This is a genomic window from Prosthecodimorpha staleyi (genome assembly GCF_018729455.1).
GTDB lineage: Bacteria > Pseudomonadota > Alphaproteobacteria > Rhizobiales > Ancalomicrobiaceae > Prosthecodimorpha > Prosthecodimorpha staleyi.
This window is the reverse complement of record NZ_JAHHZF010000003.1, coordinates 1-26,769: the sequence shown is the minus strand read 5'-3', so window position 1 is coordinate 26,769 and position 26,769 is coordinate 1. Positions and strand designations below refer to the sequence as shown.

At 68.7% G+C, this 26,769-nt stretch carries 23 protein-coding genes; 18 read left to right on the top strand and 5 right to left on the bottom strand.

From position 1 onward, the window contains the following. The first annotated feature begins 66 nt into the window (after positions 1-66). Both KL771_RS06085 and KL771_RS06080 read left to right on the top strand, forming a co-directional pair. Positions 67-1,002, top strand: coding sequence for a polysaccharide deacetylase family protein (locus tag KL771_RS06085; protein ID WP_261967663.1), 936 nt, complete (start codon positions 67-69; stop codon positions 1,000-1,002). Positions 1,003-1,087: 85 nt separating this feature from the next. After that, positions 1,088-2,680, top strand: coding sequence for a gamma-glutamyltransferase family protein (locus KL771_RS06080; RefSeq protein WP_261967662.1), 1,593 nt, complete (start codon positions 1,088-1,090; stop codon positions 2,678-2,680). Positions 2,681-2,725: 45 nt separating this feature from the next. Here the strand turns inward: KL771_RS06080 and KL771_RS06075 are convergent, their stop codons facing one another. After that, positions 2,726-4,885, bottom strand: coding sequence for a glycoside hydrolase family 3 N-terminal domain-containing protein (locus KL771_RS06075; protein WP_261967661.1), 2,160 nt, complete (start codon positions 4,883-4,885; stop codon positions 2,726-2,728). Between the two features lie 93 nt (positions 4,886-4,978). On the opposite strand from KL771_RS06075, the gene KL771_RS06070 reads away from it, so the two are divergent. The 8 genes from KL771_RS06070 (at position 4,979) to KL771_RS06035 (ending at position 12,854) form a co-directional block, all read left to right on the top strand. Continuing rightward, a complete protein-coding gene (locus tag KL771_RS06070) occupies positions 4,979-6,706 on the top strand; it encodes an ABC transporter ATP-binding protein/permease (RefSeq protein WP_261967660.1) in 1,728 nt (575 codons plus the stop codon). Positions 6,707-6,977: 271 nt separating this feature from the next. Further along, positions 6,978-7,550 (top strand): hypothetical protein, encoded by a 573-nt coding sequence (locus KL771_RS06065; RefSeq protein WP_261967659.1) that lies wholly within the window; start codon positions 6,978-6,980, stop codon positions 7,548-7,550. 78 nt (positions 7,551-7,628) lie between these two features. Next, positions 7,629-8,753: an ABC transporter permease gene (locus KL771_RS06060; RefSeq protein ID WP_261967658.1), complete on the top strand. Its 1,125-nt coding sequence runs from the start codon at positions 7,629-7,631 to the stop codon at positions 8,751-8,753. 4 nt (positions 8,754-8,757) lie between these two features. Further along, positions 8,758-9,549: an ABC transporter ATP-binding protein gene (locus tag KL771_RS06055; RefSeq protein WP_261967657.1), complete on the top strand. Its 792-nt coding sequence runs from the start codon at positions 8,758-8,760 to the stop codon at positions 9,547-9,549. Between the two features lie 2 nt (positions 9,550-9,551). Next, positions 9,552-10,676, top strand: a complete 1,125-nt coding sequence (locus KL771_RS06050) for an ABC-type transport auxiliary lipoprotein family protein (RefSeq protein ID WP_261967656.1) — start codon at positions 9,552-9,554, stop codon at positions 10,674-10,676. Between the two features lie 175 nt (positions 10,677-10,851). Beyond that, positions 10,852-11,769, top strand: a complete 918-nt coding sequence (locus KL771_RS06045; RefSeq protein ID WP_261967655.1) for a dihydrodipicolinate synthase family protein — start codon at positions 10,852-10,854, stop codon at positions 11,767-11,769. Positions 11,770-12,055: 286 nt separating this feature from the next. Further along, on the top strand, positions 12,056-12,511 hold the full coding sequence (locus KL771_RS06040; protein ID WP_261967654.1) for a hypothetical protein: 456 nt from the start codon (positions 12,056-12,058) through the stop codon (positions 12,509-12,511). A 79-nt stretch (positions 12,512-12,590) separates the two neighbouring features. Beyond that, the gene (locus tag KL771_RS06035) at positions 12,591-12,854 is read left to right on the top strand and encodes a hypothetical protein (protein ID WP_390866540.1); all 264 of its coding nucleotides are present in this window, start codon (positions 12,591-12,593) and stop codon (positions 12,852-12,854) included. Between the two features lie 306 nt (positions 12,855-13,160). On the opposite strand, the gene gph is transcribed toward KL771_RS06035, so the two are convergent. Next, positions 13,161-13,901, bottom strand: a complete 741-nt coding sequence (gene gph, locus KL771_RS06030; protein WP_261968079.1) for a phosphoglycolate phosphatase — start codon at positions 13,899-13,901, stop codon at positions 13,161-13,163. Between the two features lie 68 nt (positions 13,902-13,969). Between gph and KL771_RS06025 the strand changes: the two genes are divergently transcribed. The 3 genes from KL771_RS06025 to KL771_RS06015 all read left to right on the top strand — a co-directional run bounded on the left by KL771_RS06025 (position 13,970) and on the right by KL771_RS06015 (position 17,546). After that, a complete protein-coding gene (locus KL771_RS06025) occupies positions 13,970-14,359 on the top strand; it encodes a hypothetical protein (protein ID WP_261967653.1) in 390 nt (129 codons plus the stop codon). Positions 14,360-14,616: 257 nt separating this feature from the next. Next, on the top strand, positions 14,617-16,116 hold the full coding sequence (locus KL771_RS06020; RefSeq protein WP_261967652.1) for a phosphomannomutase/phosphoglucomutase: 1,500 nt from the start codon (positions 14,617-14,619) through the stop codon (positions 16,114-16,116). A gap of 14 nt (positions 16,117-16,130) precedes the next feature. Further along, complete coding sequence (locus KL771_RS06015) at positions 16,131-17,546, top strand: mannose-1-phosphate guanylyltransferase/mannose-6-phosphate isomerase (RefSeq protein WP_261967651.1); 1,416 nt, start codon at positions 16,131-16,133, stop codon at positions 17,544-17,546. Positions 17,547-17,592: 46 nt separating this feature from the next. Here KL771_RS06015 and KL771_RS06010 read toward each other — a convergent pair whose 3' ends face one another. The 3 genes from KL771_RS06010 to KL771_RS06000 form a co-directional block, all read right to left on the bottom strand. Then, complete coding sequence (locus KL771_RS06010; protein ID WP_261967650.1) at positions 17,593-18,504, bottom strand: DMT family transporter; 912 nt, start codon at positions 18,502-18,504, stop codon at positions 17,593-17,595. 23 nt (positions 18,505-18,527) lie between these two features. Further along, a complete protein-coding gene (locus tag KL771_RS06005) occupies positions 18,528-19,514 on the bottom strand; it encodes an aspartate/ornithine carbamoyltransferase family protein (RefSeq protein ID WP_261967649.1) in 987 nt (328 codons plus the stop codon). Positions 19,515-19,725: 211 nt separating this feature from the next. Further along, on the bottom strand, positions 19,726-21,633 hold the full coding sequence (locus KL771_RS06000; RefSeq protein WP_261967648.1) for a putative bifunctional diguanylate cyclase/phosphodiesterase: 1,908 nt from the start codon (positions 21,631-21,633) through the stop codon (positions 19,726-19,728). A 433-nt stretch (positions 21,634-22,066) separates the two neighbouring features. On the opposite strand from KL771_RS06000, the gene rfbC reads away from it, so the two are divergent. The 5 genes from rfbC (at position 22,067) to KL771_RS05975 (ending at position 26,057) form a co-directional block, all read left to right on the top strand. Continuing rightward, positions 22,067-22,636, top strand: a complete 570-nt coding sequence (gene rfbC / locus KL771_RS05995) for a dTDP-4-dehydrorhamnose 3,5-epimerase (protein WP_261967647.1) — start codon at positions 22,067-22,069, stop codon at positions 22,634-22,636. Positions 22,637-22,671: 35 nt separating this feature from the next. Then, on the top strand, positions 22,672-23,727 hold the full coding sequence (gene rfbB / locus KL771_RS05990; RefSeq protein ID WP_261967646.1) for a dTDP-glucose 4,6-dehydratase: 1,056 nt from the start codon (positions 22,672-22,674) through the stop codon (positions 23,725-23,727). Then, the gene (gene rfbD / locus KL771_RS05985; protein WP_261967645.1) at positions 23,724-24,689 is read left to right on the top strand and encodes a dTDP-4-dehydrorhamnose reductase; all 966 of its coding nucleotides are present in this window, start codon (positions 23,724-23,726) and stop codon (positions 24,687-24,689) included. The genes rfbB and rfbD overlap by 4 nt, the downstream gene beginning before the upstream one ends. Beyond that, on the top strand, positions 24,686-25,555 hold the full coding sequence (rfbA, locus tag KL771_RS05980) for a glucose-1-phosphate thymidylyltransferase RfbA (RefSeq protein WP_261967644.1): 870 nt from the start codon (positions 24,686-24,688) through the stop codon (positions 25,553-25,555). The genes rfbD and rfbA overlap by 4 nt, the downstream gene beginning before the upstream one ends. 160 nt (positions 25,556-25,715) lie before the next feature. After that, complete coding sequence (locus KL771_RS05975; RefSeq protein WP_261967643.1) at positions 25,716-26,057, top strand: hypothetical protein; 342 nt, start codon at positions 25,716-25,718, stop codon at positions 26,055-26,057. The last annotated feature ends 712 nt before the right edge of the window (positions 26,058-26,769 follow it).

Below are 26,769 nucleotides of genomic sequence, written 5' to 3'. Positions count from 1 at the left end.
GCGGCAGAGACGCGCATTGACGTTCGGGCCGCATCCGGTTTCCCTCGACCGCAGGAAAGGAAATCCATGCCCGATCAGGATCCAAAGCGGCATCATGATGCCGTCTCGCCGCCGCGTCTCGCCGGCCATGGACGGTACGGCTACAGCGCCCTGCCGCAGCGGCCGGTCTGGACCTGGCCGAACGGGGCGCGGCTCGCCGTCTATGTCGCCGTCAACATGGAGCATTTCGCCTTCGGCGAGGGGCTCGGCGCGGAACTGGCGCCGGGTGGCCCGCAGCCCGACGTGTTGAACTACGCCTGGCGCGACTACGGCAACCGGGTCGGCGTCTGGCGCCTGATCGATCTCCTCGACGACCTGGCGCTGCCGGCCTCCGTCCTGGTCAATGCGGCGATCTATGGCTATTGCCCGGAAACCATGGACGCCTTCCGGGCGCGCGGCGACGAGGTCGTCGGCCATGGCCGGACCAATGCCGAGCGGCAGGGCATCCTGGCCGAGCCCGACGAGCGCCGCCTGATCGCCGAGACGACGGCGGTGATTGCCGCCGCCGAGGGGCGGGCGCCGCAGGGCTGGCTCGGGCCGTGGATCTCGCAGTCGCGAGTCACCCCCGATCTCCTGAAGGAGGCCGGCTATTCGTATCTGCTCGACTGGTCGATGGACGAACAGCCGGTCTGGTTTTCGACCCGCGACGGCGGCCGCATCCTGTCGGTGCCCTATCCGCAGGAGCTGAACGACATCCCGTCGATCGTCGGGCGCAAGGATACCGGCGAGGACTTCGCCCATATCCTGGAGACGACCTTCGACGAGATGGCCGAGCAGTCCGCCAAGGCGCCGCTGGTCATGGGCATCGCGCTGCATCCCTATCTGGTCGGTCAGCCGCACCGCTTGCGGCCGCTCCGCCGGGCGCTGCGGCGCGTCGTCGAGCGCCGCGACGACCTCTGGATCACCACGGCCGGCGCCATCGCGGCGCATGCTGCCAGCCTGCCGGAGGGGATGATCCCCTGACCTTCGGGACCTTGCCGGCCGCCCGGCAGCGCCCTTCCACCCCCGCATGACCCTCCTCTTCCGCCCGCCTGCCACGGAGCCAGCCATGATTGAAACCAAGCGTGCCTTCCGCGGCATGGTGACCGCGCCGCACGACCTCGCCGCCCGCGCCGGCCTGCGCATCCTGGAGGAGGGCGGATCGGCGATCGAGGCCATGGTGGCGATGGCGGCGGCGATCGCGGTGGTCTACCCGCACATGAACGGGCTCGGCGGCGACAATTTCTGGATCGTCGCCCGGCCCGGCGCGGACCCGGTCGGCATCGACGCCTGCGGGGCGGCGGCCGGGCTGGCGAGCCCGGATTTCTACCGCGCCGCCGGTCATGACGCGATCCCGGCGCGCGGGCCCCTGGCGGCCCTGACGGTCGCCGGCGCGGTGTCCGGCTGGCAGGCGGCGCTCGCCCTCGATGCCGGCACGAACGGCCGGCCGCTGCCGCTCGCGCGGCTGTTCGAGGACGCGATCGGCCATGCTGGCGACGGGGTGCCGGTCTCGCGCACGCTCGCCCGCAACGCCGCGGCCAAGCGTCCGGAACTGGCCTCCGTGCCCGGATTTCTCGGTGTCTATGCGCCGGCCGGAAGGCTGGTCGAGGTCGGCGACCGGCTGACCCAGCCGCGGGTCGCCGCCACGCTGGAGCATCTGGCGCGCGCCGGGCTCGACGACTTCTACCGCGGCGATCTCGCCCGCAGCCTCGCCGGCGACCTGGAGGCGGCCGGATCGCCGCTGCGCCTGCGCGATCTGGAGCGCCACCACGCCCTGACCCTGCCGCCCTTGTCGGTGGCGGTCGGACCGCACCGGGTCTTCAACATGCCGCCGCCGACCCAGGGCCTCGCCTCGCTGATGATCCTCGCGCTCTATGCCCGGCTCGGCGTGGCGGTGGGCGAGGGCTTCGACCATCTGCACGGGCTGGTCGAGGCGACCAAGCAGGCCTTCATCATCCGCGACCGGCATGTCGGCGACCCGGCCTTCATGACCCGGCCGGCGTCCGAGTTCCTTGACGATGCGCTGCTCGACGACCTGGCCGGCCGGATCGACCGCGCCCGCGCGCTGCCCTGGCCGCATGTCGCACCGCCCGGCGATACGGTCTGGCTCGGGGCGATCGACCGCGACGGCACGGCGGTCAGTTTCATCCAGAGCGTCTACTGGGAGTTCGGCTCCGGCCTGGTGCTGCCGGAGAGCGGCGTCACCTGGCAGAACCGCGGCACCTCCTTTTCGCTCGATTCGAAGCATTGCAACGCATTGCAACCCGATCGGCGGCCATTCCACACCATTCAGCCGGCCTATGCGGAACTGGCCGATGGCCGCCGCATGGTCTACGGCACGATGGGCGGGGAGGGGCAGCCGCAGACGCAGGCGGCGGTCTTCTCGCGCCACGTCCTGCACGGCATGCCCCTGCAGGCGGCGGTCAGCGCGCCGCGCTGGCTGCTCGGCCGGACCTGGGGCGCTTCGACGACCAACCTGAAGATCGAATCGCGCGTCGACCCGGACGTGGTCGCGGCCCTGGTGGCGGCCGGCCACGAGGTCGAGACGGTCGGCGCCTTCGAGGAGATGATGGGCCATGCCGGCGCCATCGTGCTGAGCCCGGCGGGCCTGTTCGAGGGCGCCGCCGATCCGCGCTCGGACGGAGCGGCGATGGGGTTCTGAGGCGCGCGGGCCGAGCCGGGCGCGGACAGCGATCGGGCGGGGTGCCTACCGCGTTTCGAGCGTCACCGCAGCGACCAGATGCCGGCTACGGTCGGCATCGAGGCCGACCCGGATGGCATAGCGGCCGGGCTCCGGGACCGCCCCATCGCCGAGACGGTCGAGGGCGGCGGCCGGCAGCCGGAGGGTTGCGCGCCGGGTCTCGCCGGGCGCCAGCGCGACCCGTTCGACCGCGCGCAGTTCCAGGACCGGCCGATTCGGCAGCGCCTTGAGGGCCTGGATGAAGACGAAAACCACCGCATCCTCCGCGCGCGCGGCCGTGCTCGCCACGGTGACGGCGATCGCGATCTCCTCCGCCGGGCCGACCGTGACGGGCGCGACCGCCAGGTCCGACAGCGCGAAGGCGCCGGGCGTGCCGCCATGGCCGAAGGGGAAGTGCGGGGCGTTCGGCTGGTCGAGATAGTGCGACGTGAACGGATTGTCGGGCGCGAAGGGGCGCCCGCTCGGACGTTCCGCGAAGAAGATCGGGATCTGGCCGATGCTGCGCGGCCAGGAGACCGGCAGGCGGCCGCCGGCCGGCACGTCGCCGGCGAGGATGCCGGCCAGCGCCGGGGCGATCTCGGTTCCGCCGAACCATGCCATCAGGGCGGTCCCGGCGCGATCGATCACGGCCGAGGCGATCAGCGGGCGGCCACCGGTCAGGATCAGGACGGTCGGCCGCTCGAGGGCGAAGATGGCCTCGGCCAGGGCGGGCTGGTCGCCCGGCAGGCCCGGCTCGGCGCGGCTGGCCGCCTCGCCGCTCCAGTCCGCCGGTTCGCCCAGGCACAGCAGCACCAGATCGGCCTGACGCGCGGCCGCGACCGCCCCGGCAATGTCGCGCCGGCCGGGCCTGTGGGCGTCGACACCGACCCGCGACACGATCTCGGCATCGGGAAAGCGCGCGCGCAGGGCCGCCGGCAGCGAGGACGCCTGATCGGGGTCGCCGAGCCCGGCCCAGGGGCCGATCCGGTCGCTGCCGCCGCCGGCCGCACGGGCGAAGGGGCCGATCACGGCGATCCGTCGCGGGCTGCCGACGGGCAGGAGGCTGGATCGGTCGTGCAGAAGCACGGTGCTGCGCTCCGCGGCATGCCGGGCGAGCGCGCGCCGGCCAGCGGCCTCGGCTGCGGGCGGCGGTCCGGCCGGGGCGACGGGTTCCGCCTCGAACAGGCCGAGCCTCTCCTTCAGCGCCAGCACGCGCAGCACCGCCGCGTCGATCGCCTCGGGTTCGACCAGACCGCGGTCCAGGGCTTCGGGCAGGCCGCGCCGATAGGCCGCGCTGACCATGTCGATATCGACCCCGGCCCTCAGCGCCAGGGCGGCGGCCTCGGCGAGATCCGCCGCGACGCCGTGGGCGACGAGCTGGCCGATCGCGTCCCAGTCGCTGATGACGACACCGTCGAAGCCCCAGACGCGCCGCAGCCGCCCGGCGATCAGCGCGGCATGGGCGGTCATCGGCACGCCGTCAATGTCCGAGAAGGCCGGCATGACCGCCGCGACGCCGGCTTCGACGGCGGCCCGGAACGGCGGCAGATAGACCTCGGCGAGGCTCGTGGCCGAGACCTCCGCGCCGGCATAGTCGCGCCCGGCGACGGCCGCCCCGTAGGCGACGAAATGCTTGGCCGTGGCGGCGAGCGCGTCCGGCGCAGCCAGGTCAGCGCCCTGGAAGCCGGTGACCTTCGCGGCGGCGAAGCGGGCCGCCAGCCAGGGATCTTCTCCCGGTCCTTCGACGATGCGGCCCCAGCGCGGATCGCGGGCGATGTCGAGCATCGGGGCGAAGGTCAGGTGGATGCCCTGCCGGCGAGCCTCGGCGGCGGCCACGCGGGCCGTCTCGCGCCACAGCGTCGGGTCGAAGGCACCGGCCTCGGCGATCGGCACCGGAAAGACCGTCCGGTATCCGTGCACCACATCGAGCCCGAAGACGAGCGGGATGCCGAGACGGGTGGCGCGCGCCAGCGCCTGCACCTGCGCGATCCGCTCCGGCCCGGCGAGGTTGAGCACGCTGCCGACCCGGCCGGCATGGACCTCCGCGATGGTGACCGGATCGGCGATCGGGCCGGTCGGTTGGTCGCCGAGCGTGATCATGGTCAACTGGCCGATCTTCTCGGCGAGCGTCATCCGTTTCAGGAGCGCGCGGGCGTGCCGGCTCGCGGGACGAAGGCGGTGTGACATCCGATGCGGTTTTTCCACGGTTGACGTTCTGGCGCGCGACCGACAGCTTCGACCCCCAAGGTGAAGCGGCCCGATGGCCGGAAGGTAGCAGAGATGACCGCTAGGGAGGAGGCGGACGCGCCTCGGAGCCGCTCGGAGGCTTGGCGCGCCGATGCGGCGGTCAATGTGGCGCGGGCCTGGGCGCGGCGGGAACGTCGCGCGCTCGTGGTCATGGCCGGTCTCGGCATGGTGGTGATCCTGAACACCGTCCTGCAGATCGGCCTGAACAACTGGCAGGGTGCGTTCTACGATGCGCTGGAGAAGCGCGACGTGCCGGCCTTCCTGCAGCAGCTGCTCCGCTTCCTGTCGCTCGCCGGCATGCTCCTGGTCCTGGTCGTTTCGCAGACCTGGCTGGTCGAGCGGCTGAAGATCGCCCTGCGGCGGGTCGTCACCGACGACCTGCTCGACCTCTGGCTGGTGCCGAAGCGGGCCTATCTGCTCGCCTTCGCCGGCGAGGCCGGCGCCAATCCCGACCAGCGCATCCAGGACGATGCCCGCCGGATCGCCGAACTGACGGCCGATCTCGGTACCAGCCTGCTCCAGGCCATCCTCCTGCTTCTGACGTTCGTCGGCGTGCTTTGGGGCCTGTCGCGCCAGGTCGGCTTTCCGGTCGGCGGGGAGGTCCTGTATGTGCCCGGCTCGATGGTCTGGTGTGCGGTCGCCTTCTCGGCCTTCGGGTCCGGTCTCGCCTGGCTGATCGGCCGGCCGCTGGTGCGCTCCAATGCCGAACGCTACGAGCGGGAGGCGGAGCTGCGGCTGGCCCTGGTCCGGGTCGAGGAATCGGCGGAGGGCATCACGCTCTATGGCGGCGAGGCCGACGAGCGGCGCACGCTCGCGCGCCATTTCGAGGCCGTGACCGACGCCATGGGCCGTCTCGCCCGCCAGGTCGCCAACCTCACCTGGGCGACCTCGGGCTATGGCTGGCTGGCGCTGGTCGTGCCGGTGCTCGCCGCCGCGCCGGGCTATTTTTCCGGGACGCTGACGCTCGGCGGCCTGATGATGGTGGTCGGCGCCTTCAACCAGGTGCAGAGCTCGCTGCGCTGGCTGGTCGACAACGCGCCCCGGCTGGCCGACTGGATGGCGACGCTGGAACGCATCCTGGCGCTACGCGCTGCGCTGGCGACGCCGGTCGGCACCGAGGGCGAGCAGGGCCATATCGTGATCGAGGAAACGGAGGCGCCGCGCCTCGTGCTCGAGGATCTGCGGCTGACCCTGGCCGGCGGGTCGGCTGGGCTGGAGGGGCCGCCGGTCGAGGTCGGCCCGGGCGAGCATGTCCTGATCGTCGGCGATCCCAAGGCCGGCCGCAGCATGGTCTTCCTGGCGCTGGCTGGCCTGTGGACGCTCGGCTCGGGCACCATCCGCATGCCGTCGCGATCCCGCTGCCTGTTCCTGCCCGAGCGTCCCTACCTGCCGGTCGGGCCGCTGTCCGCCGCGCTCGCCTATCCGCGCGAGCCGAACGAATTCGCCGCCCTGGATTTTACCGAGGCCCTGGAGACGGTCGGGCTCGGCCATCTCGCCGCACGCCTGGACGAAGAGGGACGCTGGAGCCGCATGCTGTCGCTCGACGAGCAGCAGGCCGTGGCCTTTGCGCGGGCCATGCTGCACAGGCCCGAATGGCTGTTCCTCGACGACGCGATGAGCGCCCTCGACGAGGACCGGATCCGGCAACTGCATGCGGCCCTGGCGCAGCAATTGCCCCGGACGGCGGTCATCGGAACCGGTCGCCGGCCGACCGGCATGCTCTTCTTCGAACGGGTCGTGCGCCTCCGGCGGCTGTCGTGAGGGTTGCGAAGTCCGACGGCGGGACAAAATCGCCCTGCTCCCCGTGACGTGATCGCGGCGGACTCGACGCGGGACGTTGCGCACGCGAAAATTGCCCAAAATCTGATTCCGGGTTGACCACGACCCGTTTCGGATCTTCGTCTGTTGCCGAACGCACACAATCGCGATCTGAAAATAGACCGAATTGTCGCTCTGGCTGTTACGGTTCGGTCGAATGAATAACGTATCCTCGAGTGCCGGGGGCCTCGTCGAATCCGGCAGGGAGCGAAATATGGCGTGGAAATCGTTTTTGGAGGAAGAGCGACGGGAGTCGTTCGGCCGGTTCGTGGGTTTTGCGCGGCGCTTGGCCTCCGTGACCCTGATCGGCTTCGGCCTTTTCGCCGCGGCTTCGGCCGCACCTGCGCCTGCGCGGGCCCAGAGTGCCGAAGCGAGCGAAGGCGCCCTTCGCAGCTTCAACGGCAATTGGTCCGGCTCGGGCACGGCCCAGAATGCCCAGGGGACGGCGGAGCGGCTGCGTTGCGATGCGAGCTATCGGGTCGTGCCTGCCGGCGATTCGATGCAGCTGACGATCCAGTGCAACAGCGATAACTACAAGTTTTCCCTGCGCTGTTCGATCGAGTACAATGACGGCGCCGTCACCGGCAAATGGATGGAGACCACCCGCAACGTCGAGGGTGTGATCACCGGCCGGGGGCAGGCCGGCGAGATCAAGGCCGCCGCACAGGGGGCTCAGTTCTCCGCCTCGCTGTATATTCAGACGCGCGGCCGCACGCAGAACGTGACCATCCGTTCGCCCGGAACGGAGCTGACGCAGATCAGCATCACGTTTAACCGGAAGGGGTAAGGCCATCGCCAGCCTGATCGCCGGTCATCGGAGGCCGGCATGCTCGCGGCATGACGGCGCTCGCGCGAGGGGGTGCCGGTGACTGCTGGAACACTCGAGATTCGCCGCGACGGCGAACGCATCGATCTCGTTGCGGCGGGATCGTGGACGGCTTCCCATGCGCATGCGCTGGAAGGTCTGGTCGAGACCGCCGAAAAGGCCGGTCCCGGCCCGCGACAGGTCGATCTTGCCGGGCTCGGCGAGATGGACACCTTCGGCGCCTGGCTGGTCCAACGCCTGGTCCGCAGCGGAGGCGGCGACGGCGAAGCCTCGATCGTCGGCGTCCGCGACAGCTATCGGGACCTGCTCTCCCGCGTTGCGGCGACCAACCGCCGGACCCCGCGCCAGCGGACATCCGAAACCGGTTTCGGAGGATGGCTGCGCTCCATCGGGCGCTCGGTCGAGGGGCTGGGCGGCGAGCTGACCACCTTCGTGCAGATGCTCGGAGCGGTCGCCGTCGCCATCGTCAGGACACTCGCGCATCCGCGCAGTTTCCGCCTGACCTCGTTCGTCAACCAGCTCGACCGGGTCGGCCTCCGGGCCGTGCCGATCATTCTGCTGGTCACGGTGCTGATCGGCGGGATCATCGCCCAGCAGGGCTTCTTTCATTTCCGCAAGTTCGGCGCCGACGACTATGTCGTCGACATGGTCGGCATCCTGGTGCTGCGCGAGATCGGCGTCCTGATCGTGGCCATCATGGTGGCCGGCCGTTCGGGCAGTTCCTACACGGCCGAACTCGGCTCGATGAAGATGCGCGAGGAGATCGACGCGCTGCAGACCATGGGGCGCGATCCGGTGCAGGTCCTGATCCTGCCGCGCATCGCCGCGCTCGTCGTCGCCTTGCCGATCCTCGCCTTCCTCGGGTCCATGGCGGCGCTCTACGGCGGCCTGCTGGTCGCCTGGGGCTATGGCGGCATGGACCAGCTGATCTATCTGGCGCGCCTGCGCGAGGCGGTATCCCTGACACACTTCGATGTCGGCATGATCAAGGCGCCGTTCATGGCCCTGGTGATCGGCATCGTCGCCTGCTCGGAGGGGATGCGGGTCAAGGGCAGCGCGGAATCGCTCGGCCTGCAGACGACCGTCTCGGTGGTCAAGTCGATCTTCCTGGTGATCGTGCTCGACGGCTTCTTCGCCATCTTCTTCGCTTCGATCGGGATGTGACCCCATGAGCCTCGGCGGAGCGACCCCGGCAATCTCAGTGCGCGACCTCGTCGTCGGCTTCGGCGATCACACCGTGCTGGACCGACTGTCGCTCGACGTGCGCAGCGGCGAGATCCTCGGCGTGGTCGGGGCATCGGGCGGCGGCAAATCGGTCTTCCTGCGGACCATGATCGGCCTCGTGCCAAAGCGGTCGGGTCAGGTCGTGCTGCTCGGAACCGATATCGACCGGGCATCGGACGCGCAACTGCGCGGCCTGGAGCGGCGTTGGGGCGTTCTGTTCCAGCACGGCGCCCTGTTCTCGTCGCTGACCGTCCGGCAGAACGTCCAGTTCCCGATGCGCGAATATCTCGGCATTTCGCAGCGGCTGATGGACGAGGTGACCCTCGCCAAGCTGGAGATGGTCGGGCTCGGTCCGGACGATCTCGACAAGTTCCCCTCGGAACTCTCCGGCGGCATGACCAAGCGCGTCGCGCTCGCCCGCGCGCTGGCGCTCGATCCCGAGATCGTCTTCCTCGACGAGCCGACCTCCGGCCTGGATCCGATCTCGGCCGGCGAGTTCGACGAACTGATCCGGACCCTGCAGACGACCCTGAAGCTCACCGTCTTCATGGTCACGCATGATCTCGACAGCCTGCGCACGATCTGCGATCGCATCGCCGTGCTGTCGGACGGGCGCATCGTCACGGTCGGGCCGCTGGCCACCATGTACGAGAGCGATCATCCCTGGGTGAAATCCTATTTCGGCGGCGAGCGGGCAAGCCTGCACTTCTCCGCTGCCGCCGCGACCGAGGTCTGACCATGGAAACGCAAGCCCGCTACGGGATCATCGGCGCCTTCACGCTGGCGGTGATCGGTGCCGCCTTCCTGTTCGTGTTCTGGCTGCACACGACCGGCGGCGTCGGGGCGGAGAGCCAGTATCGGCTCCGTTTTTCAGGCTCGGTCGTGGGCCTGCGCGCCGGCTCTTCGGTGATGTTCAACGGGATCAAGGTCGGCGAGGTCAAGTCGCTGCGATACGATCCGGCCGATCCGCTAAAGATCGACGTGCTGATCGGCGTGGCGACCGCGACGCCGATCCGGACCGATACCCGCGTCGTCGTCGAGACCCAGGGCCTGATGGGCTCGCCCGCCATCCTGCTCGGCAGCGGAACCTCCACCACCGCGCTGACGCCCGGTCCCGGCGGCGGGCCGCCGCTGCTCGAGGTCGGCGCGGCGGCGAGCGAGACGCTGACCCAGTCGGCACTCGGCGTGCTGCGGCGCATGGACAAGCTGCTGGCGGACAATTCCGAGCCGTTCAGCAACATCGTCAACAAGATCTCCGTCTTCTCGGACGCCCTCGGCCGCAATGCCGGACGCATCGATACGATCGCCGAAAGCCTCGACAAGATGCTCGGCGGCGGCAAGGACAAGAAGCCGGCGGTGGTCTACGACCTGGCGGCGCCGAAGACCTTCGCCGAACTGAAGAAGCCGCCGGCGGCGAAGTTCGCCGTGTTGGAGCCGAGCGCGCTGGTGGTGTTCGACACCCAGAAGATCCTGCTCAGCACCAAGCCGAACGAGCGCATGCCGCTGGCCGAAGGCCAGCTCAGCGACAGTCTGCCCAAGCTCTTGCAGGCCAAGCTGGTCGAGAGCTTCGAGAATGCCGGCTATCTCGGCCATGTCCAGAAGGGCAACGACGCCGGCACCGCCGACCTGTCGATGCTGGTCGACATCCGCAATTTCCAGGTCGCGACCGAAGGCAAGCCGACTGCGGTGATCGAGCTGTCGATCAAGCTGCAGAGCGGCGAGGGGCAGGTCGTCGCCGCCCGGATCTTCCGCTCCGAGGCGCCGGCCGAATCCGCCGAGCCGGAACCGGCCGCGAAGGGGCTCAGCGATGCCTTCGGCAAGCTGGTCGGCGATCTGGTGGTTTGGGTCAACGAGGCCGGCTGAACGCCGGTTCGCATCCGGCCCGCCGTCGACCGGCGTTGCGGTTTCCGAGGCGGCGTCCGGCAGGGCGCCGCCTTTTGATTTCGCGCCGGCGCCGTCTCGCATCGGCGCCGAATCCGGGCTATCAATCCTCTGAGGAATAGAACCCCGCAATGGGGACGTTCACGGAGGAGACCCGATGGCCCAACCCTATACCGGCATGTATCCGATCGCCCCGACGCCGTTCCACGACAATGGCGATCTCGATCTCGACGGCATGCGCCGCGTCATCGATTGCATGGTCGACCAGGGTGTCGACGGCATCTGCATCCTGGCCAATTTCTCCGAACAGTTCCTGCTCACCGACGACGAGCGGTCGGTCCTGCTGACGACCTGCATGGAGCAGGTCGCCGGCCGGGTGCCGGTGATCGTCACCTGCAGCCATTTCTCGACCCGGATCGCGGCGGCGCGCTCCAAGGCCGCGGCCGAGGCCGGGGCGGCGATGATCATGCTGATGCCGCCCTATCACGGCGCCACATTGCGCGCCGACGAGGGCGCCGTCATCGAGCATTTCGCCCGCATCGCCGATGCCTGCGGCATCCCCTTGATGCTGCAGGACGCGCCGCTCTCCGGCGTCACCCTGTCGGCGGCCGCGATGGTGCGCATCGCCGAGGCGGTGCCGCTGATGCAGTATTACAAGATCGAGTGCCCGGGGGCTGCGGCCAAGCTGCGGACGCTGATCGCGCTCGGCGGCCAGGCGATCGTGGGTCCCTTCGACGGCGAGGAATCCATCACCCTGATGGCCGATCTCGATGCCGGGGCGACCGGCACCATGGCGAGCGCGCTGCTGCCCGACCTGATCCGCCCGGTCGTGATCGCCCATCGGGAAGGCCGCCGCGACGAGGCGCGGCAGCTCTATGCGCGCATCCTGCCGCTGATCAACTACGAGAACCGGCAATGCGGCCTGCGGGCCTGCAAGGCGGTGATGATGGAGGGCGGCGTGATCCGCTCCGACGCGGTGCGCCACCCGCTCGAAGCGCTGCATCCGGCCACCCGCGCCGGCCTCCTGGAACTGGCGCGCGAGGTTCAGCCACTCGCCCTGACCTGGGGCCGCTGAACCGACTGCCGCCCCGGCGGCGCCCGCCACATCGGGCGGTCCGCCCGTGACCGATCGCCGCGCTGAGGGCTCTCTAAGAAGCCGGCGCGGTGGTTGGTGCTCCGGGACGGCGGGATGCCGTCCCCTGGCGCCCGTATCGGGCGAACTCTTAGAAATCGCACAGTCTTCGGCGCGTGCATCGCGCTTCGAAACCTGCAAGATCGGCTCTCGACCGGTCCGGAGGCCTGATGGGATCCGACCGACCTGCCGGCCGGGAGAAGGCCGGATCGACATCGGGAGAGACGCCGTGTTCCGCCTCAACACCATCCTTCTTGCCGCCGGCCTCGCCTTGGCGGGCGTGACCGCAGCGGTGCTGCCCCAGACGGCGCAGGCCGCCGGCGATCTCATGAAGGGTCGCGAGATCCTGCCCGAGATCGTGCTCGGCGACGGCGCCGACAACGACTATGCGGTCGAGAACCGCGAGATCACCATCGAGACCGGCAAGGCCTATCGGCTCCAGATCACCTCCAAGAGCCCCAAGGAGATGAAGTTCCTGGCGCCGGAATTCTTCCGCAACATCTGGTGCGATCAGATCGTCATCAACGATCTCGAGGTCCACATGAATGGCGGCCCGGCCTGGCTCGAGTTCGACGACCAGGGCACGATCGAAGTCTCCTTCGTGGCCATCAAGACCGGCACCTACGAGTGGCGCATCGGCGGTCTTGAGCAGAAGGGCATGACCGGCAAGATCATCGTGAAGTGATCGGCCGGCCGGGCTCCGGCGGCACGGGCCGCCGGGGGCTCCCGACAGACAAAAATCCGAAATCAAAGGGGAAACGCAGATGTCGTCCATGCTCCGTCCCGCGCTCGTCGTCGCGGCCTTGCTGATCGCCTCCGGCCCGGCGCTGGCCGCCGACGATCTCGCCTCCTGCACCAAGGGCATCGCCTTCATCAAGGCCGAGATCGCCAAGAACCCGCCGGCTCCTGTCCTGACCCGCCTGAAGAAGGCGTTGAAGGACGCCAACCGCGAACTCGGCGAGGGCGAGTTCGACGAGTGCATGGACGCCGTGCGCGATGCCGAGAAGACGACCGGCCGCAAGAGCTGACCCATCCCCCCCTGGGCGCGACGCCGCCGCGACGCCGCGCGCATCGATCGACATGATGCGCCGCAAGGGGGCGAGCGCGGAATTGGACTTGCCGGAATAGGACTTTGCCGGCCCGGTCGCCTGTTCTTTCCGTGTCGCGCGGGATGGCCGGGCCGGACTTTTTGCGCGGCCCGGTTCTGGACGGAGCCCGGCCGGCAGCCCGCACCGGTCGGGCTCCGGACCGGAGGCATTGCCCGGCCGATCAGGCAGCGCAGTCGTCTGTTCAGGGCCGCGGGCCGGCGGCTCCGGTGCCCGCCGAACGGGTATTCAGTCCCGCGCCGGTCCGGCCGCCGGGCTCTGCCGGATGGCCGCGACCGATACCGGCGCACCGGTCCCGACCACGCCATGGACCGCCTCCCAAAGCGCCGCGAAGTCGTCGATGATCCGATCCGGCGTGAAATCCGCGACCGGAACGTCGCTGTAGCCGAAGGTCACGGCGACCACCGGCACGCCGGCATTGCGCGCCGCCAGGATGTCGGCCCGGCTGTCGCCGATCATGACGCTGCGCTGCGGGTCGCCGCCGGCGGCCGCGATCGTGCCGATCAGATGGGCCGGATCGGGCTTGCGCACCGTGAAGGTGTCGCCGCCGCAGATGGCATGGAACCGGTCGGTCAGGCCGAGTTCACCGATCAGGCGCCGCGACAGGCTCTCCATCTTGTTGGTGCAAACCGCCATCCGCCAACCTGCCGCCGCAAAGCGGTCCATCGCGTCGAGCACGCCGGGAAAGGGCCGGCTCTCGGCCGCAATATTGGCGCTGTAGTGCTCCAGGAAATCGTCGAAGAGCCGGGCCAGCACCGCCTCCTCGACCTCGACGCCGTTTGCCCTGAGCCCCCGTTCCAGCATGACCCGTGCGCCCTGGCCGACCAGCGACCCGACCGCCGAAAAGGGCAGGGGACGATGGCCTTCGCGCACCAGCAGGGCGTTGAGCGTGGCCATCAAGTCTGCAGCGGTATCGACCAGGGTGCCGTCGAGGTCGAAGACGAGAAGGGGTGGCTGCCCGGTGTGCATCAAGGTCTGGCTTTCGAATCGGCCGGCCCGGTTCGGGCCCGGCAGCGTTGAAGCGGAGAATCGCGTCGATGGGTAGTCCCTGCATCCAATCCCGTCGCCTTCTGGCGGGCGTCCTGACCCTGGCCGGGACCATGCTCGCAGCCGGGCCGGCGGCGGCCGAATATGTGTTCGCCTCGCCGTCGGTCAGCAACCAGAACAGGGTCTACTGGCTCGACCGCTACACCGGCACGGTCGGCGCCTGCCAGTATCAGGCCGGCGGCGGTGCTGCCGGGTCGATGGCCTGCTTCCCGCCGGGAGAGGGGGCGCGGGCGATGCCGTCAGGCGACTACGACCTGAAGGGCTCGAACTGGGAGACCGAATGGGGCGTCTTCCGATTGAACCGGACGACCGGCGAGATCAGTCTCTGCTTCGTCAAGGAGGCCGAGGTCGTCTGCACGCCGCAGGCGATCGCACGATGAGGTCTGCGGCGCTGCAGGATGGCGATGCCGGGTCCGGCAGCCGCCGGACTTAACGGCCTGACCGCGGGACGCCGTCCCGGGCGGGGTTGTAAGCAGTCCTTTCATGTGGCTGGACTATCGTCCTGGAATCGCGTGCGGACGAGCGTCGCTTTGCCGTCGCCGCATGTCTGGTTCCGAGACTCGCGTTCGATTCCGGTCGAGCGTCCTGGCTGCCCCACCTGCCGTTCCTTCCGTATTGCGTCGGAGTGCCATCGAAAATGTTCCCGATTCCCCGGCCGAAGCTGATTGCCAACACCTATGCCTTCGAGTCCGAGCCGATGGTGAAGCCGACCGGCTTCCGCGAGTATGACGCGCGCTGGCTGTTCGGGACCGAGCTCAACCTGATGGGCGTGCAGGCGCTCGGCATGGGGCTCGGCACCCTGCTTGGGCAATTGGGCATCCGGCGGGAAATCGTCACCGGACACGATTTCCGCAGCTATTCGGCCTCGATCAAGATGGCGCTGGTCACCGGCCTGATGGCGGCGGGCTGCCGGGTGCACGATATCGGCCTGGCCGTCACCCCGATGGCCTATTTCGCGCAGTTCGAACTCGACGTGCCGGCCTGCGCGATGGTCACCGCCTCGCACAACGAGAATGGCTGGACCGGCGTCAAGATGGGCGCCAACCGTCCGCTCACCTTCGGGCCCGACGAGATGGGCCGGCTGAAGGAGATCGTGCTGTCCGCGGCCTTCGACCTTTGCGGCGGCGGCTCCTATGTCTTCGTCGCCGACCTGGCCGAGCGCTACATGCGCGACCTGACCGACCGGCCGAAGATCACGCGCCCGCTCAAGGTGGTGGCGGCCTGCGGCAACGGCACGGCCGGCGCCTTCGCGCCGCAGGTGCTGGAGGCGATCGGCTGCGAGGTGGTGCCGCTCGACACCGAACTCGACCATTCCTTTCCGCGCTACAATCCCAACCCCGAAGACCTGAAGATGCTCCATGCCATCCGCGACGCGGTGCTCGAGCACGGCGCCGATGTCGGGCTCGGCTTCGACGGCGACGGCGACCGCTGCGGCGTCATCGACGACACCGGCGACGAGATTTTCGCCGACAAGGTCGGCGTCATGCTGGCGCGCGACCTGTCGGCGCTCTACCCCCAGGCGACCTTCGTCGTCGACGTGAAGTCGACCGGTCTCTATATGACCGATCCCGTCCTGAAGGCGAATGGCGCGACGACCGACTACTGGAAGACCGGGCATTCCTACATCAAGCGGCGGGTCAACGAACTCGGCGCCGTCGCCGGCTTCGAGAAGTCGGGTCACTACTTCTTCAACGCTCCGATCGGTCGGGGCTACGACGACGGCCTGGTCTCGGCAATCGCCATCATCGACATGCTCGACCGCAACCCGACCCGGCGCATGTCGGACCTGAAGGGCGCCATCGCCAAGACCTGGTCGTCGCCGACCATGTCGCCGCATTGCGCCGACGAAGTGAAATATGACGTGGCCCGGCGGGTCGTTGCCCGTTTCGAGGCGATGCGGGCGGCCGGCGAACCGGTCGCCGGCCAGCCGATCACCGATCTGGTCACCGTCAACGGGGTTCGCGTGACCACGGCCGACGGGACTTGGGGCCTGGTGCGCGCTTCGTCGAACAAGCCGGAACTGGTGGTGGTGGTCGAAAGCCCGGTCTCGGAGGCGCGCATGCACGAAATCTTCCGCGCCGTCGATGCCGTGCTGCGCGAGAATCCGGAAGTCGGCGCCTACAACCAGTCTCTCTGAACGGAGCCCCCCAAATGGTGGCAGCGATCATTCCCGTCATCCTGTGCGGCGGCTCCGGCTCGCGGCTCTGGCCGGCTTCGCGCGACAGTTTTCCGAAGCAGTTCCTGACCCTGGTCGGATCGGACTCGCTGTTCCAGGCGACGGTCCGCCGGGTTGCCGGCGCCGGCTACGGCGCACCGATCGTGATCACCGGTGCCGACTATCGCTTCCTGGTCGCCGAGCAGATGCGCGCGCTCGGCATCGAAGGCGACATCGTGCTGGAGCCTTTGCGGCGCGACAGTTGCGCGGCGATCGCGGCGGCGGCGGAAATCGCGCTCCGGCGCGATCCCGCGGCGCTGGTCCTGGTCCTCGCCGCCGACCACGCCATTCCGGACGCGGCCTCCTTCCGGGACCATGTCGAACGGGGGCGGATCGCCGCGGAGGCGGGGCGGATCGTGACCTTCGGCATCCGTCCGGACCGGCCGGCGACCGGCTACGGCTATATCCGCCCGGGCCGGCCGGTCGAGGGCGCCGAGGGCGTCAACGCCATCGCGGCCTTCGTCGAGAAGCCGGATCTTGCGACCGCCGAGCGTTACCTCGCCGATGGCTATCTGTGGAATTCCGGCAATTTCCTGTTCTCCGCCCGTGTCTTCCTGGACGAGCTGGCGCGGCTGGCGCCGACCATCGCCGGACCGGTCCGGGAGGCTGTGCAGAAGGCGTCGCGCGATCTCGACTTTCTGCGGCTCGACGGCGAGGCCTTCGGGCAGGCGACGGCGAAATCGGTCGACTATGCGGTGATGGAGAAGACCGACCGCGCCGCCGTGGTGCCGTCGGATTTCGCCTGGTCGGATATCGGCGCCTGGTCGGCGATCTGGGAACTGGCCGAGAAGGATGCGGACGGCAACGCCGCGTCCGGGGAGGCCGTGTTCGTCGGCGCGCGCAACTGCTATGTCGGATCGCCGGACCTGCTGACCGCGGTGATCGGCCTCGACGACGTTGTCGTCGTGACCACCAAGGATGCGGTTCTGGTGACGGCGCGCGACCGTGCCGAAGAGGTCAAGTCGGTGGTGCAGCAGCTGACCGCGGCCCGGCGCCGCGAGGCGACCGAGCACCGCATGTCCTACCGGCCCTGGGGCAATTTCGAATCGATCGACCGCGGCACGCGCTACCAGGTCAAGCGGATCACGGTCCATCCCGGCGGCAAGCTCTCGCTGCAAAGCCATCTGCACCGGTCGGAGCATTGGGTGGTCGTTTCCGGCACCGCGCAGGTCACCGTCGGCGACGATGTCCGCCTCCTGACCGAAAACCAGTCGATCTATATCCCGCTCGGCGCCGTGCACCGGCTGGAGAATCCCGGCCACATCCCGCTCGAGATCATCGAGGTCCAGTCCGGCCCCTATCTCGGCGAGGACGACATCCGCCGCTACGAGGACGACTATCGGCGGACCTGAGCGGCCGGCTCACGGCCGACCCGGCGGCTCGGCCGGACGACGGCGGTCAGACCGCCGTCTCCTCCACCTTGCGGGCCTGGGCCATCAGCCCGAGGACGATGCCGCCGGCAATGACGCCGAAGCCGATGAACACCCAGATGTCGAGCGGTTCGCCGAAGACCCAATAGCCGATGACGGCGATCAGGGGCACGCGCAGGAAGTCGAGCGGCATGACCAGCAGCGCCTCGCCCAGATGCAGGGCGCGCGAAAGGCACAGCTGCGAGAGCAGACCGGAGACGGCCAAGGTCAAGCAGGCCAGCAGGCCATGGCTGTCGAGCGCGCCAAAGCCCGGCTGCGCTCCCGGCCAGAAGGCGCTGCCGACCGCATTCAGGGTCAGCTGAATCACCATCATCCAGAACAGGATGGCAAAGGTCGTCTCGGTGCGGGTCAGCCGCCGGGTCAACAGCACCGACAGCCCGAAGCCGAGGGCAGCGCAGAGCGGCAGCAGCGCCGTGACGTCGAAGGTCGACGGCGACGGACGCAGGATGATCAGCACGCCGACGATGCAGGCGAAGATGCCGACCATCGTCATGCGGCCGATCTTCTCGCCGAGAATCGGAAAGGCGAGCAGAGCCGCCCAGGCCGGCGCCGTGAACTCCAGGGAGAAGACGGTCGCGAGCGGCAGGAGGCCGATCGACACGGTCCAGAAGACGCCCGCCGAGGCATGGGCGATATTGCGCGGGATATGCCGGTAGGCCCGGCGGATATCCAGCCCGCGCGCCAGGGAGGGACGGATCGCGAGCGCACCGAGGAGGAGCAGGAGGCCCCCGCCGGTGCGGACGATGTTGATCTGCAGCGGCGGGAGGGTTCCCGACAGAACACGGATCGACAGGGCCGCACCCACGAATGCCAGGAGTGCGCCCGCCATCAGGGCAGCGACGGCTGCGATCGGGGATGCCTTGGCCGTATCTGTCGTCACCCCCGCATCGTCCTCCGCCGGATTCAGACGGCCGACAAGGCCCGGTCCAGGATCGCCATCCGCATGAACTTCGAGAGGCGAACCTGCTCGAAATACCGTGCGTTGTCCAGGTCGTCGCATGATGGATCGATCTCGTCCTGGCGGGGCAGCGGGTGGTAGAGCAGCGCCGACGAACTCAGCCGGTCGATCTTCTCCTGGGTGATCACATGGCTGTCCGGCGTCCGCCGCGGCGACACATAATCGGAGTTCGGCGCCTCGCCAATGTCCGACATGTCGTAGGGCGCCATCATGATCGCGTCGCAGCCGGTCAAGGCGTCGTTCACGTCGCTGATCTGGCGGAACCGGATCTGGTGGCGCGTGAAGGTCTCGATCAGATCCTCCGGCACCGGGATGTGCGACGGCGGACAGAACACGATCTCGGTCGGATGCTCGTGGCGCAGCAACTGCACCAGCGAGCGGACGGTCCGACCGCGCGGATCGCCGCCGATGGCGATCGACCGGCCCCGGATGCGGCCGAGGCCGCGGCGCAGGGCGAAGATGTCGATCAGCGCCTGACTGGGATGCTCGTTCCAGCCGTCGCCGGCATTGATCACCGGCACCCGCGACTTCGCCGCCATGCGCGCCGCCGCGCCGTTCTCGAAGTGGCGCACGACGATCGCATCGCAGAGATTGGAGAAGACCGCCGCGCAATCCTCGAGCGTCTCGCCGCTGCGCTTGTTCGAGCGCGAGGCGGTCATGTCCTCGATGCCGATGGCATGGGAGCCGAGCGCCACGGTGGCGACCTGGAAGCCGACCCGGGTGCGCGTGCTCGGCTGGAAGAACAGCAGCGCGACGGCACGTCCCGCCGCCCGCCCGATCGGGCCGACGCCGGTCTCGAATGCTTCCGCCATCTCGCAGTAGCGGTCGATATCCTCTCCGTCGATCGTCGCCGCGGAGAGCATGTGGCCAGAAACGTTTCTGGAATCCTGGCGTGTACGGTGGGCGCCGGCCCCCGAATACATGAATGCCATGGTGTCGGCCTCTTGGTCGGGTCCGCCGCCGCACGGGCGAACCTTCAAGTGGATTTAACCAAAGGGTCAGGCCGATCGGAACATGATTAACGATTCATTACCGCGATATATGGAAATGTGGTTAAAAAACAGAGTTAATTTCGAAGGGTCATATGTAGAATTGCGTAGGTCGTGGCGTCAAGGCGCTGGATGGCGGGGGGTGCCCGACCGGTCACGCGGCCGAATGCGCGTTCACGGCGCCGTTGCGGCGCGGCGGCCGGGAGGTGGGTTGGATCGGCGCGCTGATGGTCTCGCGCAGCCGTTCGGCGGAGAGCGGACGCGAGAAGAGATAGCCCTGGACGGCATTCACGCCGAGGCGCGATGCGGAATCGAGCTGTTCGGCCGTCTCGATCCCCTCCGCGACCAGTTCCATCCGCAGGTCGCGGGTGATTTGCACGACGCCCCGGACGATGGCCGCCGAGCGGCGCGATCCGACCAGGTTGCGCGAGAAGACCCGGTCCAGTTTCAGCTTCGAGAACGGGAATTCGTGCAGGTAGCCGAGCGAGGAGAAGCCGGTGCCGAAATCGTCGAGCGCGACGCCGATCTGCTGGCGGCGCAGGGCGGAGATCAGCGAAAGGGCCTCCTCGGCGTCCTCGATCAGCACGCTTTCGGTGACCTCGAGTTCCAGCCGGTAGGCGGCAAGACCGGTCGCGGCGAGACATTGCAGAACCGTCTCGATCAACGCCTCGCCGTCCTTGAACTGGACCGGCGACAGGTTGACGGCGACATTGATGTCGGATCGCCAGAAGGTCGCCTCCCGGCAGGCCTCGCGGATGACCCAGGCGCCGATCGGCACGATCAGCCCGGTGGCTTCGGCGAGCGGGATGAACACCGACGGCGGGATCACGCCGCGGCGCGGATGGTTCCAGCGCAGCAGCGCCTCGCAGCAGACGGTCCGGCCGTCGCTCGGATTGACGATCGGCTGATAGACCAGTTCGAACTGGTTTTCCTCCATCGCTACCTGGAGGTCGGCGAGCAGTTCCATGCGCTCGTGATAGACGGCGGAGAACTGGGCCTCGTAGCCGACCACGCTGCCGGCGGACCGGCGCTTCGCCGCATAGAGCGCCAGATCGGCGTGGCGCATCAGTTCGTCGAGATAGCTGCCGTCGCGCGGCGCGACCGCATAGCCGATGCTCGCCCCGCAGGTGACCCGGGTCAGGTCGAGCAGGATGCGCTTGCCCAGGCAGTCCGCCACCCGCTGGGCGGTCGCGGCGATGCCGGCGGGCGTGTCGGCTTCCGCCAGCACCAGGAACTCATCGCCGCCGATGCGGGAAATGCAGTCGTCCGCGCCGAGGATCGTGCGCAGCCGTTCCGCGGTTTCGAGCGGCACCTTGTCGCCGGCCGGATGGCCGAGCGTGTCGTTCACATCCTTGAAGCGGTCGAGATCGATGGCGAGGAGACCGAGGCAGCGCGACGGATCCAGGCTGCCGAGGGCCTGCTCGAGCCGTTCGAAGAAGGCCGAGCGGTTGAGAAGGCCGGTCAGGGGATCGCGCAGCGCCAGCCGCTCGAGCTTGGCCTGGGCGCGGTGCCGCGAGACGATCGTGTCGTAGACCTTCCGGCACATCACGATCGTGCTCGCATAGAGCGCGCAGATCATGGCGCCGAGGGCCAGGTGGACCAGATCGCCGGCCAGGACCAAGGCCCCGACGAACGGAAAGCATGTCGCCGAGATCTGGCCGACGGTGATCAGCGGCCGGCTGGCATTGCGCGAGGAGATGCCGGCCACATAGGCGATGACGCAGCATCCGACCAGAAACTCCGTCGGGGTGCCGGCATGTCTCAGCGAGGCATAGCCCCCCGACAGGCCGACCACGGCCGCGAAGCCCCAGGCGCCTGCCAGCGCCGCCAGTTCCCAGCGTCGCGTCGCGATCCGGTCGGCGGGATTCTGCGGGCTGCGGATATAGGCGACGTTGGCGATGACCCGTGCGATGCCGATCGCCAGGAATCCGGCGAGGAACAGCCGGAAGACGCCATCGCCGCTGATGTCGGCAGCGACCTCCACGACGACGAGAGCCACCAGGGTGGCGACGAGCATCGACTTCGGCGTTGCATAGAGAGCGGCGACGAGACTGAATCGCAATGCGGCTTCCGCTTGCGATTCCTCCCGTCCCCAATCTTCGATCGGTCTGAACGACCTCAATGCCTCTCTCCACGCGGAACAATCCAGGCAGCGGCAACATCTCACTGGTCAGTGAATAATTCGTCATCGAAACAGTCAAAATTGAAAATCGGAGCTTTTATAGACGTCTCCACGCAGATCGCGTTACGTGACGAGATACTGCCTGAGGTCGAGGGTCGACTTTGAAGCTGCGCGGAATACAAGCATGCTGAAGAAATATGCCCGCGCTGGTGGTGGGTGCGCCGACAGGGTGTCAGCATATTGACAGACGGCCTTCCGCTGGCGATGTGCACGGTCTAGGGTCCCGAACCGCGGCGCGCGGTGTCCGGGCATCGGCGGATCGGTCCGTCGAGAGGTGGATTGCGTCGAAGTCGGATAGCCAAGAGGTTTTTGCGTGTCCCGGCCCCTGTACATCGTGCCCAAACGATACGGCGACGAACGCGGTTGGTTTTCGGAGACCTGGAACGAGCGGGACCTTGCGCGCGCCGGCGTGACGACGCGCTTCGTGCAGGACAACCAGTCCTTGTCGCGGCGCGCCGGGACGATCCGCGGCCTCCATTTCCAGGCGCCGCCCTTTGCCCAGGCCAAGCTCGTCCGGGTTCTGGCCGGCGCGATCCTGGATGTCGTCGTCGACATCAGGACCGGCTCGCCGACCTATGGTCGCTTCGAAGCGGTCAGGTTGACCGCCGAGGGCGGCGAGCAACTGTTCGTCCCGGCCGGCTTCGCCCACGGTTTCGTCACCCTGGAGCCGGACACCATCGTCTTCTACAAGGTCGACGCCTATTATGACCGCGCATCCGATGGCGGCGTCTTCTTCGGCGATCCGGAGATCGGGATCGACTGGGGCATCGGCGCGGGCGACGCTACGGTGTCCGAGCGCGACAGGGCCCTGCCGCCGCTGGCGGCGTTGAAAAGTCCGTTCGACTATGACGGCGAGCCGCTCGGGCCGATCCGGCCGGCGTGAACCAGAGGTCCGGTTGGAGCCGGGCGAGGGGAACCATGCGCATCATCGTGACCGGCGGCGCCGGATTTATCGGATCCGCCGTGATCCGCCATCTGATCGGCGATCTCGGGCTGTCAGTGGTCAATGTCGACAAGCTGACCTATGCGGCCAACCTGGCTTCGGTGGCCGCCGTGTCCGATCGGCCCGGCTACGCCTTCGTCCATGCCGACATCACCGACCGGGCGGCCATGGACGCGGTCTTCCGCCGCTTCGCACCCGACGCGGTGATCAATCTCGCCGCCGAGAGCCATGTCGATCGTTCGATCGATGCCCCGGACGCCTTCCTGACCACCAATGTCCTCGGCACCGCGACGCTGATGCAGGCGGCGCGGTCCTGGCTCGACGGGGAGGGGCGCGGCAAGGCCGACCGGTTCCGCTTCCTGCAGGTCTCCACCGACGAGGTCTACGGCTCGCTCGGCGAGACCGGGCTCTTCACCGAGGAGACCCCCTACGATCCGTCCTCGCCCTATTCGGCCAGCAAGGCGGCGGCCGATCATCTCGCCATGGCCTGGCATCGCACCTACGGCTTCCCGGCGCTGGTCTCCAACTGCTCGAACAATTACGGGCCGTATCATTTTCCCGAGAAGCTGATCCCGCTGATCATCCTGAATGCGCTCGACGGCAAGCCGCTGCCGGTCTACGGCGACGGCCGCCAGGTGCGCGACTGGCTCTATGTCGAGGATCACGCCCGCGCGCTGGTCGCCATCCTGACCAAGGGCCGGCCGGGCCGGAAATACAATGTCGGCGGCGGCAACGAGCGCACCAACATCGAGGTGGTGCGCGCGATCTGCGCCGTGCTCGACCGGCTGCATCCGGGGGCCGCGCCGCATGACCGTCTGATCCGCCATGTCGCCGACCGGCCGGGTCACGACCGGCGCTACGCCATCGACGCCGGCCGGATCGAGGCCGAACTCGGCTGGCGCGCCGCGGTCGATTTCGAGGCCGGCATCGAGCGGACGGTCGCCTGGTATCTGGACCGGCGCGACTGGTGGGAGCCGATCCGCAGCGGCGTTTATCAGGGTGGCCGGCTCGGCCTGGCGGCAGCCCGATGACATGTCGGCTGTTCGTCACCGGGGCGACCGGTCAGGTCGCCGGCGCCCTGGCCGAAGCCGGACCGCGGCGCGGCCTTGCCGTGACGGCGATCGGCCGGCCGGCCCTCGACCTGGAGACCGCCGACGCGGAGGCGGTGATGCGGCTGATCGAGGCCACCGGCGCCGATGTCGTGGTGTCGGCTGCCGCCTATACGGCGGTCGACCGCGCCGAGAGCGAGCCGGACCGGGCCTGCCGGATCAATCGCGACGGGGCTGCGGCCGTCGCGCGCGCCGCGGCCCGTCTCGGTCTGCCGCTCCTGCACCTCTCCACTGACTATGTCTTCGACGGCAGCAAGCCGGAGCCCTACCGCGAGAGCGATCCGACCGCGCCGCTCGGCGTCTACGGCCGCTCCAAGCGGGAAGGGGAACTGGCCGTGCTGGAAGCGCATCCGACCGCGCTGGTCCTGCGCACAGCCTGGGTCTACGGTCCGGCGGGAGCGAATTTCCTGCGCACCATGCTGCGGCTGGCCGGCGAGCGCGACCGCCTGCGCGTGGTCGACGACCAGATCGGCAATCCGACCTCCGCGCTCGATATCGCCGAAGCGCTGATCGATCTCGCCCTCAAGGCGACGGCTGCGGCGGACGCGCCGGCGACCGCGGACGTCGACCCGAAACGGGCCACTCCGCCCACCATGGGCGGGATCTTTCATATGACGGCTGCCGGCGAGACCAGTTGGTGCGGCTTCGCCCGCGCCATCATGGCAGATTGTGCCACCCGCGGTGCGCGCGCCGTGCCGGTCGATGCGATCGGCACCGCCGACTATCCGACCCCGGCCCGTCGTCCTGCCAATTCCCGGCTCGATTGCAGCCGGCTCGCCGAGACCTGGGCCGTCAGTCTGCCGGACTGGCGGCGCGGGCTCGGCACCGTCCTCGACCGGCTGTTGCCGCCCCTGTCTTCGAAGGAAACGAGCTCGCCATCATGAAAGGCATCATTCTGGCCGGCGGCCGCGGCACCCGGCTCTATCCGATCACGCGTGCGGTCTCCAAGCAGCTGCTGCCGATCTACGACAAGCCGATGATCTACTATCCGCTGTCGGTGCTGATGCTGGCCGGGATCCGGGAGTTCCTCCTCATCACCACGCCCGAGGCGCTGCCGCTCTACCGGGCGGTGATCGGCGACGGGCGCGATTGGGGCATCACGATCGACTATGCGCCGCAGCCGGAGCCGGAGGGGCTGGCCCAGGCCTTCCTGATCGGCGCGGATTTCTGCGCCGGCGGTCCGGTCGCCCTCGCGCTCGGCGACAACATCTTCTACGGCGCCGGACTGACCGGCGTGCTGCGCCAGGCGGCCGAGCTGCAGAAGGGCGCCGTGGTCTTCGCCTATCCGGTCGCCGATGCGGGCGCGTTCGGGGTGGTCGAGGTCGACCGGACGGGCCGGGCGGTCTCGATCGAGGAGAAGCCGGCGCGGCCGAAATCCAACCTCGCCGTCACCGGGCTCTATTTCTACGATGCGGATGTGGTCGACATCGCGCGCGCGGTGAAGCCCTCGGCGCGCGGCGAACTGGAGATCACGTCGGTCAACGAGGCCTATATGCGGCGCGGCGACCTGTCGGTGGTGCAGCTGCCGCGCGGCACCGCCTGGCTCGATACCGGCACGCCGACCAGCCTGCTCGAGGCCTCGCAGTTCGTGCATACGGTCGAGACCCGTCAGGGCTTCAAGATCGCCTGCCTCGAAGAGATCGCCTGGCGCAACGGCTTCATCACCACAGACGCCTTGCTCGCGCTGGCGGCCGACTACAAGAACGAGTACGGCCGCTATCTGCAGGCCCTGGTGGCGGCGCCGGCCTGACGCCGAACGAGGTCCGCGATGGCCCGGCGTCGCGCGCCGGGCTCCCGGGCGCGCCCGGCGCGTCGGTCCTCCCGACGCGACAGGCACTGCGGGGGCGCCGGCGGACCGCACGGGGCCGGCTCGCCGGCATGGTGAATCGAGCGTATCGGCCGGCGGGGCGATGCGGGATTCAGCATCTGATTACCCAAACGATCGAAACCGTTTCAATATTCAAAGTCGTCAACCTGATCTTTTCGGCCGCTCGGGCAACCTCTCGTCTGGAACGACGGGGGATGACATGAAAATTCCGTTTATTGCGACCGCGATGGCCGGCTTCCTGGTCGGTTTTGCTTGCGAGCCCAGCGACGCGCATTTCTCGGCTGTGTTCGGCCCACTGAAGGCGGTTCTGACCAGCGCGGAACCGACGCCGAGCGCCGCCGGCGGACCGCTGTGCCGCATGGAAGCCATCGACCGCGCGGCGGTACGCATGGATGAGATCGTCCGCCTGCAGCCGGTCGACTGAGCCGGGGCCGATCGAAGCGGCGCGCTCCGATCGGACGTCGGTGCGGACAAGCACGAAGATGCCGAGCCCCATCCGATCGGGTCAGGGCGGATGAGGCTCCGGTCGAACGGCGGCCAAGCCCCTCCGACGCCGCGACCGGCGGTCCGCCATGGGCCGGGGCGGCCGCGACCGACCCGACCGATCGCATCGGGCGCCCTCTGGCCAGAACCGCAAGCCTGTGGAAAACTCCGCAAAGCGGCGGCGCGCCTGGAGATTCGGGTCGGGCCCCGCTTGGCCATGAAGATTTTTTGACGACCCGTGTTGACACCCCGGGGTGATGGGCTTAGAACCCGGCTCACCAACGAGGGCGGCGGCGCTGCACACGGCAGCGGGCTTCGCCCTGGTGACGGTCCTGGTGGTCTGGAAAGACGGGCTTGGATCGGGCTTCACGAGCAAGAGTGATCTCTGGCAAAGTGGATGCGGTCAGCCCCGAGAGAGACGGGGACGAATTTGTGCCTCTGGTCGCCCGTGAGGGTGACGCCCCGAGGGGATCGTCCGCAAGGATGATGGAGGTTTGGTCCCGCGACGGTTTCGCCGGACGGACATGAGCTGGGGTTTGGCCCCGGCATCGACGAAGGTTTGATCCTTAGTCGCGTTCATTGACAAGATGGATCGAAGAAAGAGAAACGTGGACGGCGTGGTCCTTGCGGGGATGCCTGAGAGGGCATCTTGT